Annotated in this window: 17 protein-coding genes; 10 read left to right on the top strand and 7 right to left on the bottom strand. The window is 63.5% G+C overall.

All coding sequences use genetic code 11. The annotated features are described in order from the left end of the window. The first annotated feature begins 33 nt into the window (after positions 1 to 33). A complete protein-coding gene (gene secB / locus GGD65_RS21480) occupies positions 34 to 516 on the top strand; it encodes a protein-export chaperone SecB (RefSeq protein WP_018323536.1) in 483 nt (160 codons plus the stop codon). On the opposite strand, the gene dnaQ is transcribed toward secB, so the two are convergent. Genes dnaQ through GGD65_RS21460 form a run of 4 tightly spaced genes read right to left on the bottom strand, consistent with a single transcriptional unit; the run spans position 513 to position 3,361 of the window. Beyond that, the gene (gene dnaQ, locus GGD65_RS21475; protein WP_018323537.1) at positions 513 to 1,226 is read right to left on the bottom strand and encodes a DNA polymerase III subunit epsilon; all 714 of its coding nucleotides are present in this window, start codon (positions 1,224 to 1,226) and stop codon (positions 513 to 515) included. The two genes, secB and dnaQ, sit on opposite strands and share 4 nt — an antisense overlap. A gap of 55 nt (positions 1,227 to 1,281) precedes the next feature. Continuing rightward, positions 1,282 to 1,881 carry a dephospho-CoA kinase gene (gene coaE, locus GGD65_RS21470; protein ID WP_183236535.1) on the bottom strand — a complete coding sequence of 200 codons (600 nt, stop codon included), beginning with the start codon at positions 1,879 to 1,881 and terminating at the stop codon, positions 1,282 to 1,284. Positions 1,882 to 1,904: 23 nt separating this feature from the next. Further along, a complete protein-coding gene (locus GGD65_RS21465) occupies positions 1,905 to 2,513 on the bottom strand; it encodes a Maf family nucleotide pyrophosphatase (protein ID WP_183236534.1) in 609 nt (202 codons plus the stop codon). An 8-nt stretch (positions 2,514 to 2,521) separates the two neighbouring features. Then, positions 2,522 to 3,361, bottom strand: a complete 840-nt coding sequence (locus GGD65_RS21460; protein ID WP_018323540.1) for a pyruvate, water dikinase regulatory protein — start codon at positions 3,359 to 3,361, stop codon at positions 2,522 to 2,524. Here GGD65_RS21460 and GGD65_RS21455 point away from each other — a divergent pair. The 8 genes from GGD65_RS21455 to GGD65_RS21420 all read left to right on the top strand — a co-directional run bounded on the left by GGD65_RS21455 (position 3,335) and on the right by GGD65_RS21420 (position 12,533). Continuing rightward, on the top strand, positions 3,335 to 3,643 hold the full coding sequence (locus tag GGD65_RS21455; protein WP_246783373.1) for a hypothetical protein: 309 nt from the start codon (positions 3,335 to 3,337) through the stop codon (positions 3,641 to 3,643). The genes GGD65_RS21460 and GGD65_RS21455 overlap by 27 nt on opposite strands. Positions 3,644 to 3,820: 177 nt before the next feature. Beyond that, complete coding sequence (gene hemJ, locus GGD65_RS21450; protein WP_183236533.1) at positions 3,821 to 4,255, top strand: protoporphyrinogen oxidase HemJ; 435 nt, start codon at positions 3,821 to 3,823, stop codon at positions 4,253 to 4,255. Between the two features lie 247 nt (positions 4,256 to 4,502). Then, complete coding sequence (rho, locus tag GGD65_RS21445) at positions 4,503 to 5,768, top strand: transcription termination factor Rho (protein WP_008133567.1); 1,266 nt, start codon at positions 4,503 to 4,505, stop codon at positions 5,766 to 5,768. A 311-nt stretch (positions 5,769 to 6,079) separates the two neighbouring features. Then, entirely contained in the window at positions 6,080 to 7,429 is a 1,350-nt protein-coding gene (gene mnmE, locus GGD65_RS21440) for a tRNA uridine-5-carboxymethylaminomethyl(34) synthesis GTPase MnmE (protein WP_183236532.1), read from the top strand. 485 nt (positions 7,430 to 7,914) lie between these two features. Continuing rightward, positions 7,915 to 9,795: a tRNA uridine-5-carboxymethylaminomethyl(34) synthesis enzyme MnmG gene (gene mnmG / locus GGD65_RS21435; protein ID WP_183236531.1), complete on the top strand. Its 1,881-nt coding sequence runs from the start codon at positions 7,915 to 7,917 to the stop codon at positions 9,793 to 9,795. 111 nt (positions 9,796 to 9,906) lie between these two features. Beyond that, positions 9,907 to 10,578, top strand: a complete 672-nt coding sequence (gene rsmG, locus GGD65_RS21430) for a 16S rRNA (guanine(527)-N(7))-methyltransferase RsmG (RefSeq protein WP_179733034.1) — start codon at positions 9,907 to 9,909, stop codon at positions 10,576 to 10,578. Positions 10,579 to 10,608: 30 nt separating this feature from the next. After that, positions 10,609 to 11,487, top strand: a complete 879-nt coding sequence (locus GGD65_RS21425; RefSeq protein WP_018323546.1) for a ParA family protein — start codon at positions 10,609 to 10,611, stop codon at positions 11,485 to 11,487. Between the two features lie 158 nt (positions 11,488 to 11,645). Further along, positions 11,646 to 12,533: a ParB/RepB/Spo0J family partition protein gene (locus tag GGD65_RS21420; protein WP_026202946.1), complete on the top strand. Its 888-nt coding sequence runs from the start codon at positions 11,646 to 11,648 to the stop codon at positions 12,531 to 12,533. 149 nt (positions 12,534 to 12,682) lie between these two features. Here the strand turns inward: GGD65_RS21420 and holA are convergent, their stop codons facing one another. From holA to leuS, 3 genes are all read right to left on the bottom strand, one after another. After that, positions 12,683 to 13,711: a DNA polymerase III subunit delta gene (gene holA, locus GGD65_RS21415; RefSeq protein WP_092251317.1), complete on the bottom strand. Its 1,029-nt coding sequence runs from the start codon at positions 13,709 to 13,711 to the stop codon at positions 12,683 to 12,685. Positions 13,712 to 13,843: 132 nt separating this feature from the next. Further along, positions 13,844 to 14,395: an LPS assembly lipoprotein LptE gene (gene lptE / locus GGD65_RS21410; RefSeq protein WP_018323549.1), complete on the bottom strand. Its 552-nt coding sequence runs from the start codon at positions 14,393 to 14,395 to the stop codon at positions 13,844 to 13,846. Beyond that, positions 14,382 to 17,006 carry a leucine--tRNA ligase gene (gene leuS, locus GGD65_RS21405; protein ID WP_183236530.1) on the bottom strand — a complete coding sequence of 875 codons (2,625 nt, stop codon included), beginning with the start codon at positions 17,004 to 17,006 and terminating at the stop codon, positions 14,382 to 14,384. The genes lptE and leuS overlap by 14 nt, the downstream gene beginning before the upstream one ends. Before the next feature lie 191 nt (positions 17,007 to 17,197). On the opposite strand from leuS, the gene GGD65_RS21400 reads away from it, so the two are divergent. Further along, positions 17,198 to 18,244, top strand: coding sequence for a GGDEF domain-containing protein (locus tag GGD65_RS21400; RefSeq protein ID WP_183236586.1), 1,047 nt, complete (start codon positions 17,198 to 17,200; stop codon positions 18,242 to 18,244). Positions 18,245 to 18,246 lie beyond the last annotated feature (2 nt).

The raw sequence follows: 18,246 nt of genomic DNA, 5'->3' as shown, positions 1-18,246 counted from the left end.
AATTCAGCCCAAATCGGGTAAGGAGAGACTCTCATGACCAACGGTAACGGCACCCCTCCCGAGGCGGCCCAGGCTCCCCAGCTCAACGTGCTGGCGCAATATACCAAGGACCTTTCGTTCGAAAATCCGAACGCGCCCAGCTCGCTCCAGCAGCAGAGCCAGCCCCCCCAGATCAACATCCAGATCAATGTCAGCGCTAACAATCTCAGCGAACAGGAGTTCGAGGTGACGTTGTCGGTCGAAGGCAAGGCCGAGACCGCGGGCAAGATCATGTTCTCGTTCGAGCTCGCCTATGCCGGCGTGTTCCGCATCGCCAACGTGCCGAAGGAGAATCTGCATCCGCTGGTCATGATCGAGTGCCCGCGCCTGCTGTTCCCGTTCGCCCGCGAGATCATCGCGACCGCGGTGCGCGACGGCGGGTTCCCGCCCCTGATGCTGGATCCGGTCGACTTCGTCGGTCTCTATCGCCAGAACATGGAGCGGCAAATGGCCGCTCAGCCGAGCGGCCAGGCCTAACCAGCCGGAGGAGCTGGAGCGGGCAAAAACTCGTTCCAGATCGCCTTGTCGCCGAGCGTAGCAATGAAGGCCTTGTGGGCCTCGCGCTCGGCATCGGAAACCCGCGGCGCGAGCGGCACCAGCCGCTGCCGCCGCGGCGCATCACCCGCCGCATTGACGCGAATCTCCTGAGCGTCCGACGCCAGGAGCAGCTGCGACTGCCGCGCCCCGACCAGATCGACATAGACCTCGGCCAGCAGCTCGGCGTCCAGCAGCGCGCCGTGCTTGGTGCGGTGTGAATTGTCGATCGCATAGCGCGAGCAGAGATCGTCGAGCCGGTTGGACACGCCGGGATGCTTGCGCCGCGCCAGCAGCAGCGTATCGACCAGCCGCTCGCGCGGGATCGCCGCGCGCTTGATCTTGTCGAGCTCGGCATTGATGAAGCCGATGTCGAACGAGGCATTGTGGATCACCAGCGGCGCATCGCCGATGAACTCCAGAAACGCATCGACGACCTCGTGGAACAGCGGCTTGGTCGACAGAAATTCGGCCGACAGCCCATGCACCGCAAAGGCTTCCGCCGGCATGTCCCGTTCAGGATTGATATAGACGTGGTACGTCTGCCCGGTCGGCATGCGATTGAGGATCTCGACGCAGCCGATTTCGACCAGACGATCGCCGCGAAGCGGATCGAGGCCGGTGGTTTCGGTATCGAGAACGATTTCGCGCATGTCTTGAGATCAGTGGCGTGAGAGCAGCGTCTTGAGAGTCGTGTGCGGCGGCGAATCAGGCCCGCCGCTGCGGCATCTTAACGACCTCGGCCAGGATGTGGGCGATTTGCGCGCGCACCGGGTCAAGTCCATGTGACGTATCCACCACGAAATCGGCCCGCTTGCGCTTGTCCGCGTCCGGCGTCTGCTTGGCGATGATCGCGTCGAGCTTGGCCTCGTCCATCGTGCCGCGGGCCAGCACCCGCTCGCGCTGGAGTTCCGGCGAGGTCGAGACCACGACCACGGCGTCGACCCGCTTCTCGCCGCCGGTCTCGAACAGCAGCGGGATGTCCAGCACCACGACCGGCGCCTTGGCGGCTTCCGCCGCGGCGAAGAACTTTTGCCGGGACGCACCGAGCATCGGATGGACGATCTGCTCGAGCTGCTTGATTGCGGCCGGATCGTGCACGACGCGCGCCGACAGTTTTGGCCGGTCCACCTTGCCGTTCGCGGTGGTGCCGGGAAAAGCTGCCTCGATGGCGGGCGCCGCTTCCCCCTCATAGAGCTGATGCACGGCTGCATCGGCATCGTAGACGGGTACGCCGGCCTCCGCGAACAGTTTCGCGGTGGTGGATTTTCCCATCCCGATCGAGCCGGTCAGTCCCAGGATCCGCATCAGCGCTCAGCCCTGTCTGTCATTCACACCGCAACTAGCCGCTCGCCTCGCAGGAACGCAAGCAGCGGCAGCAGCGGCAGACCGAGAATGGTGAAATGATCGCCTTCGATCCGCTCGAACAGATGGATGCCCAGGCTTTCAAGCTGATAGGCCCCGACGCTCGTGGTGACGGCGTCACCGGCAGCGTCCAGATAGGCTGAAAGCTCGTCCTCGGTCATCTCGCGCATGGTCATGCGGGCGACCGCGACGTCTTCGAAAACAATCTGGCCGTCATGTGCCACGGCCACGGCGGAATTCAGCTCATGGCTGTTGCCGGCGAGATCGCGCAATTGCGCCAATGCCTGCGGACGGCCTGCAGGCTTGTTGAAAAGACGGTTGCCAAGGGCCAGTGTCTGATCGGCCCCGATCACGTAACTTCCGGGATGATTGGCCGAGATCGCCTTGGCCTTTGCGCGCGCCAGCAGCAGAGCGATCTCGCGCGGATTTGAAAGCGCTGAAGCGGCTTGAATACCGCGCTCGTCGATATCGGCGGTAACAGCCTTGAACTCCAGCCCGGCATTGGCCAGCAGCATTTTTCGCGCGCTGCTCTGCGAGGCCAGGATCAACGGAGATTTGCCGAGCCACAGACCCATCGCGAAAGCTATCCGGAAGGCCGGTTGCGCTGGCGATCGCTGTAGAGCTTCATGATCGCCGCCGCGGTTTCCTCAATCGAGCGTCGCGTGACGTCCAGCAGCGGCCAATCGTGCTTGGCGCTGAGCTTGCGCGCAAACGCAACTTCCTCGGTGACCGACTGCCTGTCGGTATAGGTGTCGTTGCCGGAATCGGTCCCCATCGAGAGCAGGCGATTCTGACGGATCTGGATCAGGCGTTCCGGCGTCGCGTGCAGGCTGACGACCAGCGGCCGCGTCAGCGTCTCCAGTTGCGAAGGCACCGGAATGCCGGGAACCAGTGGCACGTTGGCGGTGCGGATGCCGCGATTGGCCAGATAAATCGACGTCGGCGTCTTGGAAGTGCGGGACACGCCGACCAGCACGACGTCGGCATCGTCGAGGCCTTCGACATGCTGACCATCGTCATGGATCATGGTGTAGTTCAGCGCATCGATGCGCTTGAAATATTCCGCGTTGAGGACGTGCTGGGCGCCGACGCGGCCGGTGGTCGCAGCCCCGAGATAGGCTTCGAACAGCTGCATCACCGGGCCGATGATCGACAGGCTCGGAACATTGATCTCCTTGCACTTGTCCTCGAGCCTGGAGACCAGATCCTTCTCCAGCAGCGTGAACAGCACGATCCCCGGCGCTTCCTCGATTTCGTCGAGCACGCGATCGAGCTGTTTCTGGCTGCGCACCAGCGGATAGACGTGCTCGACCGGGGTGACGTTGGCGTATTGCGCGGCGACGGCCCGCGCCACGGTGATCAGCGTCTCGCCGGTGGAGTCGGACACGAGGTGCAGATGGAAATAATTGTTCGAGGTTGGCACGAAAACTCTTTGGATGAAGGCGGGGCGATTTGTGGATTTCTGTGGAGCTTAACCCCTCGGAAAGGGTTGCGCGACACCAGGGGCGGGACAAGTGCCAATTTTCTTCACACCGCTGCCCGTCAGGACAAGTCCGGCGCCCTCGCTGCAGGTAAACGGGATTGCGCGGACAACCCCCTTGATAAGCTGCCGACAGAAAGGCGCAAGCCTTTGAAGCTGGCCGACTTATCGCAAGTCGCCAGAGCGATCAGGGATATGTTGATGGATGTGAACAAGCGCGCGTGAACACGCGGACGGAATTGTGTGAGTCCAATCCACGGTCACATAGACTCAAACCTTAAGAATCTAAGATTCTAGATTTGAGGAAGGCGCTACGGACGGATATGTGTGCAGGCAAGACCTTAACGAGTTCTTACTATCCCCAGCGTTCCCTCGGCTGGGTCGGAAATCCGGAAGCAGAAAATGTTTGAAGACGTCTATCTCTGGATCAAGGCGCTGCACGTGATTGCCGTCATCGCCTGGATGGCGGGCATGCTCTATCTGCCGCGGCTGTTCGTCTATCACAGCGAGGCCGAAATCGGCTCGAAGCAGTCCGAGACGTTCAAGATCATGGAACGCCGGCTGCTCAAGGCCATCATCAACCCCGCCATGACCGTCACCTGGCTCGCCGGCCTTTATCTCGCCTGGTCCGGCCATTGGTTCTCATTCGGCTGGTTGCACGTAAAACTGGCACTGGTCCTGGCGATGTCGGCGGTCCACGGCTTTTTTTCTCGCTGGCTGAAGGATTTCGCTGCCGACCGGCGCCCCCGGACCCAGAAATTCTATAGAATTATCAATGAGGTGCCGACCGTTTTGTTGATTTTCATCGTCATCATGGTGATCGTGAAGCCGTTCTAGGCAAGACGCGCGACGATTAGCTCAGCGCTTCGGCTTGCGGAGCGGGGAGCGATTTTCTATATTATCGATATCCCACCCAACGCAGGCGGATGTGGTTGTGTCTGAGCTTTCCAGAGGCCGGACACCGCATCAGGTTTGAAGCCTCATCGGCACTTAACCTTGCCAGACCTGCGGACCTTATCTTCTCACGTCCGCATTTCAGAGCCTCCTCGCACCCCTCCCAAGGTTACCCCACAGGACCACCCCAATGCGGGAAATTAAACTCGAAGACCTCAAGTCCAAAACGCCGGCCGAGCTCGTCTCGTTCGCGGAGGAGAATGGGGTCGAGAATGCCAGCACCATGCGCAAGCAGGAGCTGCTGTTCGCCATCCTCAAGCAGCTCGCGCTCGCCGAGACCGATATTGTCGGCCAGGGCGTCGTCGAGGTTCTCTCCGACGGCTTCGGCTTCCTCCGCTCGCCCGATGCGAATTATCTGCCGGGCCCGGACGACATCTACGTTTCGCCGTCTCAGATCCGCCGTTTCGGCCTGCGCACCGGCGATACCATCGAAGGCCACATCCGCAGCCCGAAAGAGGGCGAGCGCTATTTCGCGCTGCTGAAGGTCAATACGCTCAATTTCGAGGACCCGGAAAAGGCCAAGCACAAGGTCAATTTCGACAACCTCACGCCGCTGTTTCCGAATCAGCGTTTCCGCATGGAGATCGACGATCCGACGCGGAAAGACTTGTCTGCACGCGTGATCGACATCGTCGCGCCGATCGGCAAGGGCCAGCGCGCCTTGATCGTCGCGCCGCCGCGCACGGGTAAAACCGTGCTGATGCAGAACATCGCGCACTCGATTACGCACAATCACCCCGAATGCTATCTGATCGTGCTGTTGATCGACGAGCGTCCGGAAGAAGTCACGGACATGCAGCGCTCGGTGAAGGGCGAGGTCGTGTCATCGACCTTCGACGAACCGGCGGTGCGTCACGTCCAGGTCGCCGAAATGGTGATCGAAAAAGCAAAACGTCTGGTCGAGCATGGCCGCGACGTCGTGATCCTGCTCGATTCGATCACGCGGCTCGGTCGCGCCTACAACACCGTGGTGCCGTCATCCGGCAAGGTGCTGACCGGCGGTGTCGACGCCAACGCGCTGCAGCGCCCGAAGCGCTTCTTCGGTGCCGCCCGCAACATCGAGGAGGGCGGCTCGCTGACCATCATCGCGACCGCGCTGGTCGATACCGGCAGCCGCATGGACGAAGTCATCTTCGAAGAGTTCAAGGGCACCGGTAACTCGGAGCTGATCCTGGACCGCAAGGTCTCGGACAAGCGCACCTTCCCGGCGATCGACATCTCGCGCTCCGGCACCCGCAAGGAAGAGCTCATCACCGATCCGCAGGTGCTCAAGAAGATGTACGTGCTCCGCCGCATCCTCAACCCGATGGGCACGATGGACGCGATCGACTTCCTGCTCGACAAGCTGCGCTCGACCAAGAGCAATTCGGAGTTCTTCGACTCCATGAACACCTGATTGCAGTGCAGTATGAATTTAGGGCGCCTTCGGGCGCCCTTTTCGTTGTGCAGCTTTGCTGCAGCGAAGGTGCAGCATGGAGCTATATCGAAGCGCAGATCCGGGCTGCTCGGAAGATGTTGATATGTCTACACAATATTTGACGTGCGTTGGGTGGACCTTCCAATCGGCGAGATTTTTGCAGCAAATTCCCGGGTCTTTGCTGCAAGGCAATATGATCTTTGCTGCGGCAAAATCGCAGCAAAACCGACCCGCCGCGGTCTAGGGAATGGCCCCGTTTGCCTTTTCGTCGCGAGCCGAACAAATAGGCCATGCATCCGCGAGACCAGACCATCTTTGCACTGTCGTCCGGCCGGGCGCCGAGTGCGATCGCCGTGGTGCGCATTTCGGGTCCGCAGGCCGGCTTGGCGTTGACGACCCTGGCGGGGAAGCTGCCGGCGTCGAGGCAGGCCAGCCGCCGGCTGCTTCGTGACGGCGCGGGCCAGCCGATCGACGATGCGGTCGTGCTGTGGTTTCCGGGGCCGGCCAGCGCGACCGGCGAGGATGTCGCCGAATTCCACGTGCATGGCGGCCGCGCGGTCCTGGCCGCGCTGCTTGCTGCTATTTCTGTAATTCCGAATACGCGTGCGGCCGAGCCCGGCGAGTTCACGCGGCGCGCTTTCGAGAATGGCAAGCTCGACCTCACCGAAGCCGAGGGCCTCGACGATCTCATCCACGCGGACACCGACCGCCAGCGCCGTCAGGCGCTGCGCCAGCTTCAGGGCCTGCTCGGGGACCGTGCGCGCGACTGGCGCGAGCGCATCATCGAGGCGTCGGCGCTGATCGAGGCCGGCATCGATTTTTCCGATGAGGGCGATGTGCCGGCGGAGCTGAGGGCGCCGGCGGTGCAAGCGATCAAAGCGCTGTACGATGAAATTGCAGAAGTCCTTGCAGCACAGGGACATTCTGAACGTCTGCGCGAGGGCGTCGTGGTTGCGATCGCAGGCGAGCCGAATGTCGGCAAGTCGACGCTGATGAATCAGCTCGCGCGCCGCGAGGTCGCGATCGTCTCGCCGTATGCCGGCACGACACGCGACGTGATCGAGGTCCAGCTCGATCTCGATGGCTATCCCGTCACGGTGATCGACACTGCCGGCATTCGCGAGACCGATGATCCGGTCGAGCAGGAGGGCGTGCGCCGGGCGAGAGCGCGGGCCGAAGACGCCGACCTCGTGCTGTGGCTGGTGGAGGGGGAGCAGGCCGTCGATCCCAGTGCGATGCGGTCGCCGCGGACGTCTGATGAGGGCGATCCGTCCGGTGGACCGGTCTGGATCGTCCGCAACAAGATCGACCTGAGCGAGGGCGTCGTGCCGCGGGCCGAGTTCGGGATCTCGGCGAGTCGGGGGGATGGTGTCCCGGACCTTGTGGACGCGCTGGTTAAATTCGCTTCTGAGTTTTTCGGAGCCACCGAGGGCGCGCTGGTGACCCGGGCTCGCCAGCGTGATCTGTTGGTCCGGACGTCAGAAAGCTTGCGCCGGAGTCTGGACCTTGTAGAAGACGGCGAGGAGCTTGCGGCCGAAGAGCTGCGCGCTGCCGCTTACGCCTTGGGCCGATTGCTGGGCCGGGTGGATGTCGAAGACGTCCTCGGAGCCATCTTCCGAAAGTTCTGTATCGGAAAGTAAGTCTAGTTCTTCATTGTAGAACTAGCGCTCGTTCCATTCCTTGTGTTTCACGTGAAACATTCCACGGCTCGTTGTCGCTCGATTTGGATCCGCTTTGGAGTTCGGATGGGCCAGCGCGAAGCAGAATGGAAGTTCCCTCTCTTTGCGTACAAAGGACCGCTTCGGCGGCGCTACGCTCGCTCCCAGCGAGGAGCCCATGCGACGAAGCGATCCACACTGCCTTCCGAGAAGGGATTCTGGATTGCTTGGCTTTGCTCGCAATGAAGAGTGTGGCGGCTAGCGGATCCAGCATCCACCGGTCGGCACTTTGTCCGGGGAATGCCGATTTCGTTTCACGTGAAACACGAGCCAATTCAACTGTAATTCTACTGTGCATGGGGTTGTTTTCGCGAAATCGCTTGGGCCCCTTGGTCCGTGTTTCACGTGAAACATCCACCCACCAGTTTCTTCTTCCGGCTTTCCCGACACTGAGTTAGAAGTCCGCCATGCGAACAGAGCGAGAGAGCTTCGACGTCATCGTGATTGGCGGCGGCCACGCCGGCTGTGAAGCCGCAGCTGCGGCCGCCCGGATGGGCGCGACGACCGCTCTGGTGACGCATCGTTTCTCCACCATCGGTGCGATGTCCTGCAATCCCGCGATCGGCGGCCTCGGCAAGGGTCATCTGGTTCGGGAGGTCGATGCGCTGGACGGTCTGATGGGTCGCGTGGGCGATGCCGGCGGCATCCAGTTTCGCGTGCTTAATCGCCGCAAAGGTCCCGCCGTCCGCGGTCCTCGGGCCCAGGCAGACCGGAAGCTCTATGCCGCCGCGATGCAGGCCGCGATCCGGCAGACCGAGGGTCTCTCGGTCATCGAGGGCGAGGCTGACGAGCTGATCGTGGCCGATAGCCGAGTCACCGGTCTTCGCCTGGCCGATGGCCGTGAGCTTCGGGCAGGGGCTGTGGTCGTCACCACGGGCACTTTCCTCCGCGGTCTCATTCATCTCGGCGAGAAGAACTGGCCAGCCGGCCGCGTCGATGAGGCGCCCGCGATGGGTCTTTCCGGCTCGTTTGAGCGCGCCGGCTTCACCCTGGGACGGCTCAAGACCGGCACTCCGCCGCGTCTGGACGGCACCACGATCGACTGGTCGGCGGTCGAAATGCAGCCCGGCGACGAGCCGCCGGAGCCGTTCTCGGTGATGACCGAGCGGATCACGACCCCGCAGATCCAGTGCGGGATCACCCGGACCACGCCCGCGACCCATGAGGTGATCCGGGCCAATGTCCATCGCTCGCCGATGTACTCCGGCCAGATCAAGAGCTCTGGTCCCCGCTATTGCCCCTCGATCGAGGACAAGATCGTCCGCTTTGGCGATCGCGACGGTCATCAGATCTTCCTGGAGCCGGAAGGGCTCGACGACAGCACGGTCTACCCCAACGGCATCTCGACCTCGCTCCCTGAGGAGGTCCAGCTCGCGATCCTCGCCAGCATCCCTGGCCTGGAGCGGGTCAAGATGGTCCGCCCGGGCTATGCCATCGAATACGACCATATCGATCCCCGCGAGCTCGATCCGACCCTGCAGACCAAGCGTCTGCGCGGCCTGTTCCTGGCCGGACAGATCAACGGCACCACCGGATACGAAGAGGCCGCCGGGCAGGGCATCGTGGCCGGCCTGAACGCGGCACTGGCTGCGAGCGGGGCCGCACTGACCGTGTTCGACCGCGCAGACGGCTATCTCGGCGTGATGATCGACGACCTCGTGACCCGCGGGATCAGCGAGCCCTATCGGATGTTCACCTCGCGCGCCGAATACCGGCTGACGCTGCGGGCTGACAATGCCGATCAGCGCCTGACCGAGAAGGGCATCGCTTTGGGGTGCGTCGGCAGTGCCCGGACCCAGCATCATCGCGCCAAGATGGACGCCCTGAACGCGGCCAGGGCGCTCTCGAAGTCGCTGGCGATAACCCCGAACGAGGCGATCAAGCACGGACTGTCCTTGAACCGGGATGGCCAGCGCCGATCGGCGTTCTCGCTGATGGCCTATCCGGATATCGGCTGGAGCCAGGTCCGCGCAATCTGGCCGGAGCTGTCGGCCATCGATCCTGTTATCGCCACCCATCTCGAGATCGACGCCAAGTACGATGTCTACCTCGAGCGCCAGAGCGCCGACGTCGAGGCCTTCCGGCGCGACGAGGGGCTGGTGCTGTCGGAGGTCGATTACCAGCAGGTGCCCGGGCTCTCCAACGAGGTCCGCGCCAAGCTGGAGAAGGCACGGCCATTCACGGTCGGTCAGGCCGGCCGCATCGATGGCATGACCCCGGCCGCGCTCGGCATTCTCGCGGCCTATCTCCGCCGCGAGGCCCGCAAATCCTCCCAGGCAATCGCATAGGCGTTTCACGTGAAACAGCGCGGACCGGGCGGGGACAGACCGCTAACGCGACGACCAGGGACAGGCGAGGGCGCGGATCGTCGATCTGAACCGGCACCGGCCAGACCGAAGATCGACAAGGCCAGCGCCAATGATCAGTCGCTCGATTCCGTCATCGCTGCCGACAAACGTGAGGCGCTGAAGCTCGCCCCCGTTTCACATGAAACGGAAGCCCGGCTTGACCGCTACATCGCATTGCTGCGGGAGTGGCAGGCCAAGACCAATCTCGTCGCGCCCTCGACCCTGCCAAACCTCTGGACCCGGCACATCGCCGATTCGCTCCAGCTCGTCGATCTCGCGCCCGCCGCAAAGCGCTGGGCCGATCTCGGCAGTGGCGGCGGTTTTCCCGGCGTCGTCCTGGCCTGCGCCATGGCGGCGTCGCCGGGCGCGAAAGTTCATCTCGTTGAGCGAATTGCCAAGAAGGCGGCGTTTCTGCGCGAAGCAATTCGCGTCACCACATCTCCGGGAGTCGTACATCTCGCTGAGATCGGGGATAATGTGGATAGAATCACCGGCCCCGTCGATTGCGTCACCGCGCGTGCGCTGGCTCCGCTACATCAACTCATCGGCTTTGCGGAGCCGCTGATGCGCCAGGGCGCAAAGGCGCTATTTCCTAAGGGTCAAGATGTAGAGGCTGAATTGACCGAAGCCGCTAAATATTGGAATATCGAGCCTCGGCTCCACCATAGCCGCACGGGTGACGGCTGGATCGTGGAGCTCGATGCCGCCGAACGGCGCAGCTGAGGCGCTCAGGGGTTGAGTGGGGAAATTTCGATGACCGTGATTGACGAGCCGCAGCAAGAGCAGACCCAAGAGCCGACCCAGGAACCGACAAGCGAGGTGCCGCACGGCCATCCGCGCATCCTGGCGCTGGCGAATCAGAAGGGCGGTGTGGGAAAAACAACCACAGCGATCAACCTCGGCACGGCACTCGCCGCGATCGGCGAGCGCGTCCTGATCGTCGATCTCGATCCGCAGGGCAACGCCTCGACCGGCCTCGGCATCGATCGCCGCAACCGCTCATGCTCGACCTATGACGTGCTGATTGGTGAAGCCCCGCTGCGCGAGGCCGTGGTCTCGACCGCGGTGCCGCGGCTGCACATCGCGCCCTCGACCATGGATCTCTCCGGCCTCGAGCTCGAACTCGGCACCACGCCCGGCCGCGCGTTCAAGCTGCGCGACGCGATCGGCGCGCTCAACAACAACGTCTCGCCGGATGCCGACTACACCTATGTGCTGATCGACTGCCCGCCCTCGCTCAACCTGCTCACGGTGAACGCGATGGCCGCATCCGACGCCATCCTGGTGCCGCTGCAATGCGAGTTCTTCGCGCTCGAAGGTCTGTCGCAATTGCTGCAGACGGTGGAGCAGGTGCGCTCGACGCTCAATCCGAACCTGTCGATCCACGGCATCGTGCTGACCATGTTCGACTCGCGCAACAACCTCTCGAACCAGGTCGTTGCCGACGTCCGGCAGTTCATGGGCGAGAAGGTTTACAAGACCATGATCCCGCGCAACGTGCGCATCTCCGAAGCGCCGTCCTACGGCAAGCCGGTGCTGGTCTACGATCTCAAATGCGTCGGCAGCGAAGCGTATTTGCGGCTTGCCACTGAAGTGATTCAGCGCGAGCGCGAGCTGCGCGTCACGCATTGACGGAGAGATCCGTAGGGCGGGTTAGCGCAGCGTAACCCGCCGTCTATCTCGCCTCGAACAAGCCGGCGGCGGATTTCGCTACGCTAATCCGCCCTACGTCCTACAAGTTTCGAAATTCAGTTCTGGAGTGCTGCACCGTGAATCCAAGGGAGCTGGCGATGGCCGACGAAGCGCGTTCGCGACTGGGCCGGGGTCTTGCAAGTCTGATCGGTGATGTCGGCGGCGAGGCCCAGCATGTCGATCGGCCGCGCGCGCAGCGCAAGGTGCCGATCGAGTTCATCAAGGCCAATCCGCGCAATCCGCGCCGCACCTTTTCGGACACCGAGCTGAAGGAGCTCAGCGAGTCGATCAGGCAGCACGGCGTGATCCAGCCGATCGTGGTGCGTCCGGTGAAGGGCGCACAGGATCGCTTCGAGATCATCGCCGGCGAGCGGCGGTGGCGCGCCTCGCAGATGGCCGGCCTGCACGAGGTGCCGATCGTCCCGGTCGACATCAGCGACAGCGATGCGCTGGAGTTCGCGATCGTCGAGAACGTGCAGCGCGAAGACCTCAACCCGATGGAGGAGGCGCAGGGCTATCACGCGCTCGCCAACGAGTTCAAACGCAGCCAGGACGACATCGCAAAGGTCGTCGGCAAGAGCCGCAGCCACGTCGCCAACATGATGCGGCTGACGAAGCTGCCGGCGGAGGTGCAGGCCTTCATCGCGACCGGCGAGCTGACGGCCGGTCACGCCCGCGCGCTGATCGGCGTGCCGGATCCGCTCGCGGCCGCCAAGCGCATCGTCGAGGAAGGCCTCAACGTCCGCCAGGCCGAGGCGCTCGCGCATGAAGAGGGCGTGCCGGAGCGCAAGCCGCAGAAGGCGCGCGCCAGCGGGGGCAAGGAGAAAGACCCTGATACGATCGATCTCGAAAAGCGCGTCAGCGATGCGCTCGGTCTCAAGGTCACCGTCAATCACCGCGACCCCGGCGGCTCGGTCCAGATCAACTACCGCAACCTCGATCAGCTCGACGAGGTGATGAAGCGGCTGGCCAAGGGCGCGCTGTAGGCGTCGCCCTCGCTGTCGTCCCCGCGAATGCGGGGACCCATACCGCGTGACTTAGCGATCGGGCCGGGGCGCAGTACCGGACTGCAAGTCTTCGCCAAACCACTTCCTGTGATTATGGATCCCCGCGTTCGCGGGGATGACAGCGTGGCTCAGCCCCGCCGCTTTGCATTCGCAGCAATGGCCATCAATGTCCGCTGGGCGATGGCGGCGGCTAGCGTGGACTGCTTGCGGGTGTCGAGCGCCGCGGTTGCGAGCTGCTCGATAATGGCGGCGAGCCGCGCCACGCTGAAATTTCGCAGCGCCGTTTCGACCGCGGGCTTACGTGAGAAATGCAGGCGCGGATAGCCGCCGTCGAGCACAGCGGAGGCAGGCTGACCCTCGGCGATCGCGAGCGCGGATTTGTGCAGCCACGCAGCCTGGCGCTGCGCGGCGGAAATGATCACGCCGGGATAGGTGCCGGCGATCATGGCTTTTGCGAATTCGGTCTCGACGATGTCGGGCCGTCCGGCAAAGGCGCCGTCGACGATCGGGTCGAGCTTCAGCTCGGAGGCGTCGGCGACCACGGCCATCACGTCATCCAGCGTGACCTCGCCCTTGCCGTGCGCGTAGAGCGTCAGCTTGCGCAGCTCGTTGCGCGAGGCCTGGCGGTCGCCGCCGAGGAACGACATCAGCGCCGCACGGGCATCCTGCGCGATGCGCAAATTTGCGATGCGCAATTCGTCATCCATCAGCTTGGCGAGGTCGCGCTCCGTGTCGGGATAGCAGCCGATCGCCACGGCGGCCTTGGCCTTCTCGCAGGCTTTTCGCAGCGGCGAATCCGGGCGCAGCTCGCCGGCCTCGATCACGATGCGGCAATCCTTCACGCTCATCTCGGCCAGCGTATCGATGCCGCTGGCAAAGCTGCGCGAGCCGGCGCGGATGCGGATGGCGCGTCGGCCGCCGAACAGCGGCACCGTCATGGCTTCGTCGACAAGGCGCGAGGGCTCGGCGGAGAGCTCGTCGCCGTCGAGCTTGACCAGCGAGAACGGATCGTTGGGATCATCGACGGCCGATGCGATCAGCGCATCGGCGCGCTCGCGCACCAGGCCGGCATCGGGACCGTAGAGCAGGATGATCGGACGGCCCGCATCGGGGCGGGCGAGGAAGGCGTCGATCTCTTTTCCACGCAGCGCGACCATGTTGCCTGTTACCTTGTCATTCCGGGGCGCGCGAAGCGCGAACCCGGAATCCAGAGGTTGGGAATCGAGGTTCTCAGGTGCGCACTTGCGCACCGTAGTTCTCGCTTCGCGAGCCCCGAATGACGGGAATAATCAGGTGCCAGCGGTGAAGAACGAGGCGAGCCGGGTCGTGATGTTCTCGGCAATCTCGTTGGCGGCACGATCCTCCGCGTCGCGGACGGCGCGGGTGCGGGAGAAGCGCTGATAGGACCCGGGCATGTCATAGGACACGCGCGAGAACGTGGTGCCGGTCATCACCGACTTGCCGGTCGCGACCTCGATCAGATTGTACTGGGCGTCGATGCCGAGGTTTTCGCTGGTCGGCAATCCCGTCGTGGCGCTGACGATCAGCGAAGAACGGCTGGAGGTGAAGCGGATGTCCAGCCGATGGGTCGGCGGCATTCCGGTCGCGGTGCCGTAGAGCTTGAAGGCGAGAGCATTGCGGACTTCGACACCGACACGGGCCTCGCGGGAGGCATTGGGCTTGGCGATCGGCGGGAGCTCGACCCCCATCAGCTTCTCGCGCAAGCCGGGGGTGCCGTCGCCACGCTCGGCATACATCGGCTGGAAGCAACCAGCCGTCAGCGCCGCCAATGCGGCGACCGCCAGCAAGCGGGCTGCGATGCGGATCCTAGCCGACAACATTTACGATCCTCTTGGGGACGATGATCACCTTGCGGACGGGCTTGCCGTCCAGGGCCAGTTTTACCGCATCGAGAGCCAAAACGGCAGCCTCGATTTCCGGATTCTGGGCCGCTGTTGCAACTGTGACGTCACCCCGCTTCTTGCCGTTGACCTGGACCACGAGGGTCACGCTGTCTTCAACCAGCAAATCGCGTTCGATTTGCGGCCAATTGGCCTCGGAAACCAGCCCGCTCTGGCCCAGAGCTTGCCAGCACTCTTCGGCAAGGTGCGGCATCATCGGGGAGAACAGCTGGACCAGGATCTGACCGGCTTCGCGGATCGCCCAAGCCAAATCGGGGGTTGGCTGGCCGGAGCGCTGCAGGATCTCCGAGAAGGTATTGGCGAATTCGCGGATATGGGCCAGGCAGACGTTGAAGTGTAGCCGCTCGATTCCGGTGGTGACCTTGTCGAGCGCGCCATGGGCGGCCTTGCGCAAGGCGGTCGCGTCGGGGCCGAAGCTGGCCGGCCGGGCCGCCGGCGCGGCTTTGCCGAGCTCGATGGAATCGTTCACCAGCCGCCACAGCCGCTGCACGAAACGCGAGGCACCCTGGACGCGCTCGTCGCTCCAGATCACGTCGCGGTCGGGCGGGGAATCCGACAGCATGAACCAGCGGGCGACATCGGCACCGTAGGTCTCGATGATGTCGTCGGGGTCGACCGTGTTCTTCTTCGATTTCGACATCTTCTCGATCGGGCCGATCTGGATGTCTTCGCCCGTCGTCAATAGCGTTGCGCGGCGCCCATTTCCGCCGACCTCGACCTTGACCTCGGCCGGCTGCACATAGGTGCCGTCGGCCTTCTGGTAGGTCTCGTGCACCACCATGCCTTGCGTGAACATGCCGGCGAACGGCTCGTCCAGCGCGATGTGCCCGGTCGCCTTCATCGCGCGGGTGAAGAAGCGGCTGTAAAGCAGATGCAGGATCGCGTGCTCGACGCCGCCGATATATTGGTCGACCGGCAGCATCCGGTTGGCGACGGCAGGCGTCGTCGGCGCGGTCTCGTTCCAGGGATCGGTGAAGCGCGCAAAGTACCAGGACGAATCCACGAAGGTGTCCATGGTGTCGGTTTCGCGCTGGGCTTTGCCGCCGCATTTGGGGCAGGTGACGTGCTTCCAGGTCGGATGATGGTCGAGCGCATTGCCGGGCTTATCGAAGGTCGCATCGTCAGGCAGCGTGACCGGCAAATCGGCATCCGGTACCGGCACCACATCACATTTCGGGCAATGGATGACGGGAATCGGGCAGCCCCAATAGCGCTGGCGTGAGATACCCCAGTCACGCAGGCGGAAATTCACCTGGCGCTCGCCGACCGGCGCGTTGCCGCGCAGCTCGCTTTCCAGACGTTTGGCGACCTCGTCCTTGGCCTGCTCGATGGTCATGCCGTCGAGGAAGCGCGAATTGATCATGCGGCCGTCACCGTCATAGGCGGTGTCGGTGATGACGAACGATTTTGGGTCCTGGCCCTCGGGGCACACCACCGGCGTATTGCCGAGATTGTACTTGTTGACGAAGTCGAGGTCGCGCTGGTCGTGCGCCGGGCAGCCGAAGATCGCGCCGGTGCCGTATTCCATCAGCACGAAATTGGCGACATAGACCGGCAGCTTCCAATTCGGATCGAACGGGTGCACCGCACGGATGCCGGTGTCAAAGCCCTGCTTCTCCGCGGTGTCGATGATCGACTGCGCGGTGCCGATCTTCTTGATGTCGGCAATGAACTCCGCAAGCTCAGGGTTCTTCGCGGCGGCTGCCTGTGCCAGCGGATGATCTGCCGAGATAGCCATGAATTTCGCGCCGAACAGCGTGTCCGGGCGCGTCGTGAAGATCTTCAGCTCACTCTCGCCGGCGGGCGTTGTCGCCTGATCCAGCGCGAAACGGACCAGCAGCCCTTCCGAGCGGCCGATCCAGTTGCGCTGCATCAGCCGCACCTTGTCGGGCCAGCGATCGAGCCCGTCGAGCGCGGACAGCAGCTCCTGCGAGTACTTCGTGATCTTGAAGACCCATTGGCTCATCTCACGCTGCTCGACGATCGCACCGGAGCGCCAGCCGCGCCCGTCGATCACCTGCTCGTTGGCGAGCACGGTCATGTCGACCGGATCCCAGTTGAGCTTGCGCTTCTCGCGCTCGGCGAGGCCGGCGCCAAGCATGTCCAGGAACATCTTCTGCTGATGCTTGTAGTAGCTGGGGTCGCAGGTCGCGAATTCGCGTGACCAGTCCAGTGACAGCCCGATCGAGCGGAGCTGCTTCTTCATCGCGGCGATGTTGTCGTAGGTCCAGGCTTTCGGCGCGACCTTGCGCTCGATCGCGGCATTCTCGGCCGGCAGGCCGAAAGCGTCCCAGCCCATCGGATGCAGCACGTTGAACCCCTTGGCGCGCATGAAGCGGGCCAGCACGTCGCCGAGCGTATAATTCCGGACATGGCCGATATGGATGCGCCCGGACGGGTAGGGGAACATCTCGAGCACATAGTATTTCGGCCGCGAATCGTCGTTCTTGGAGACGAAGATCGCCTGTTCGTCCCAGAGGCGTTGCCAGCGCGGTTCGGCGTCGCGGGCGTTATAGCGTTCGGAGGTCATGGAATCGTTGGGGTTTTCGTGGGTTCGGCCGTCTCAAGACGGCGGACTAGGCCATAGAAGTCCTTAGGGGGTCAATGGGTTGCCGCGGTTTGGAACCTTGCCGGCGCCTCCGCATAACTACGAAGGTCGGCGTTGGGGTGTGATTAAGGGGTCAATGCCAATTTGCGGCCCGACGAGACCGCATGAGTGCGATGGATTCCAGCTTCGACGAGCCCGATTACGACTATGCCGCGTCCATTGCCGGACGGGCGATGCGGAGCATGGCCGAACAGCGGATTGCGCCGACCCCGGCCAATTTTGCCGTCTGGTTCCTGTATTTCGGGGACGGCCATGAGGATCTGCGCAACGCGATCGATCTCCTGATCGACCACAATCGTCCGTTCGACGCCCGAACCAATCAGGACCTGTTCAAGACCTATGTCGCGCCCCAGGTGAGTGCCGCGGTGGTCGACACGTCCGAGCGGCTGCAGGCGCTCATGGGGGCCGCGAAGGAGTTTCTGGCGACCGCGATCGCCGACAATCATTCGCAGATGCAGGTCATCAGCGAGGTGGCGGACCAGGGCAAAGCCGGCGTCGATCCGAAGGCGCTGGTTGCCCAGCTCATGAACGAGCTGGCGCGGGCCGCCACACGGGCGACACGGCTGGAAGCAGGCTTTGCGGAAAAGACCCGCGAGCTCGACGTGATCCGCGATTCGCTATCGAGGTCCGAGGAGCGCGCCCGGACCGACACGCTGACCGGCCTCGCAAACCGGCGGGCGCTCGACGAATTCCTGCGCAAGGCGCGGGCGACTGCGGCGTGGGGCGAGCCGCTCAGCGTGCTGATGCTCGACATCGACCACTTCAAGACCTTCAACGACAATTTCGGCCACGGTGTCGGCGACCAGGTGCTGCGCCTGATGGCGAAGGTGCTGCGTGAAAAGGTTCGCGAGCAGGATCTGCCGGCCCGCTATGGCGGCGAGGAGCTGATCGCGGTGCTGCCGGATGCCGATCTCGCCACCTGTGCCGAGATTGCCGAGCGGATCAGGCACGCGCTCGCCGAGTGCACGATCACACGCCGCTCCACCGGCGAGGTCCTGCCCATCATCAGCGTGTCGATCGGCGTGGCGCAGTACCGGGCCGGCGAAGCGATCACCGATCTCATCGAGCGTTGCGACCGCGCGCTCTATCTCGCCAAGGGCAGCGGCCGCAATCGCGTGGTGACGGAAACCGAGCTCGATCGCGTGGGGACTGCGGGTTAGGC

Source organism: Bradyrhizobium sp. CIR18 (assembly GCF_014198295.1).
Classification (GTDB): Bacteria; Pseudomonadota; Alphaproteobacteria; order Rhizobiales; family Xanthobacteraceae; genus Bradyrhizobium.
Note: the sequence above shows the minus strand (reverse complement) of the source record. Positions and strands in the feature narration are given on the sequence as shown.

Bases quoted from the DNA above. Each gene is read 5' to 3' on its own strand.
- GGD65_RS21425 (WP_018323546.1), top strand. From the start codon at position 10,609: ATGACCGTGATTGACGAGCCGCAGCAAGAGCAGACCCAAGAGCCGACC.
- lptE (WP_018323549.1), bottom strand. From the start codon at position 14,395: ATGTTGTCGGCTAGGATCCGCATCGCAGCCCGCTTGCTGGCGGTCGCC.
- rho (WP_008133567.1), top strand. From the start codon at position 4,503: ATGCGGGAAATTAAACTCGAAGACCTCAAGTCCAAAACGCCGGCCGAG.
- GGD65_RS21455 (WP_246783373.1), top strand. From the start codon at position 3,335: ATGGAAATAATTGTTCGAGGTTGGCACGAAAACTCTTTGGATGAAGGC.
- leuS (WP_183236530.1), bottom strand. From the start codon at position 17,006: ATGACCTCCGAACGCTATAACGCCCGCGACGCCGAACCGCGCTGGCAA.
- coaE (WP_183236535.1), bottom strand. From the start codon at position 1,881: ATGCGGATCCTGGGACTGACCGGCTCGATCGGGATGGGAAAATCCACC.
- holA (WP_092251317.1), bottom strand. From the start codon at position 13,711: ATGGTCGCGCTGCGTGGAAAAGAGATCGACGCCTTCCTCGCCCGCCCC.
- hemJ (WP_183236533.1), top strand. From the start codon at position 3,821: ATGTTTGAAGACGTCTATCTCTGGATCAAGGCGCTGCACGTGATTGCC.
- GGD65_RS21400 (WP_183236586.1), top strand. From the start codon at position 17,198: ATGGATTCCAGCTTCGACGAGCCCGATTACGACTATGCCGCGTCCATT.
- secB (WP_018323536.1), top strand. From the start codon at position 34: ATGACCAACGGTAACGGCACCCCTCCCGAGGCGGCCCAGGCTCCCCAG.
- GGD65_RS21420 (WP_026202946.1), top strand. From the start codon at position 11,646: ATGGCCGACGAAGCGCGTTCGCGACTGGGCCGGGGTCTTGCAAGTCTG.
- mnmE (WP_183236532.1), top strand. From the start codon at position 6,080: ATGCATCCGCGAGACCAGACCATCTTTGCACTGTCGTCCGGCCGGGCG.
- dnaQ (WP_018323537.1), bottom strand. From the start codon at position 1,226: ATGCGCGAAATCGTTCTCGATACCGAAACCACCGGCCTCGATCCGCTT.
- mnmG (WP_183236531.1), top strand. From the start codon at position 7,915: ATGCGAACAGAGCGAGAGAGCTTCGACGTCATCGTGATTGGCGGCGGC.
- GGD65_RS21465 (WP_183236534.1), bottom strand. From the start codon at position 2,513: ATGGGTCTGTGGCTCGGCAAATCTCCGTTGATCCTGGCCTCGCAGAGC.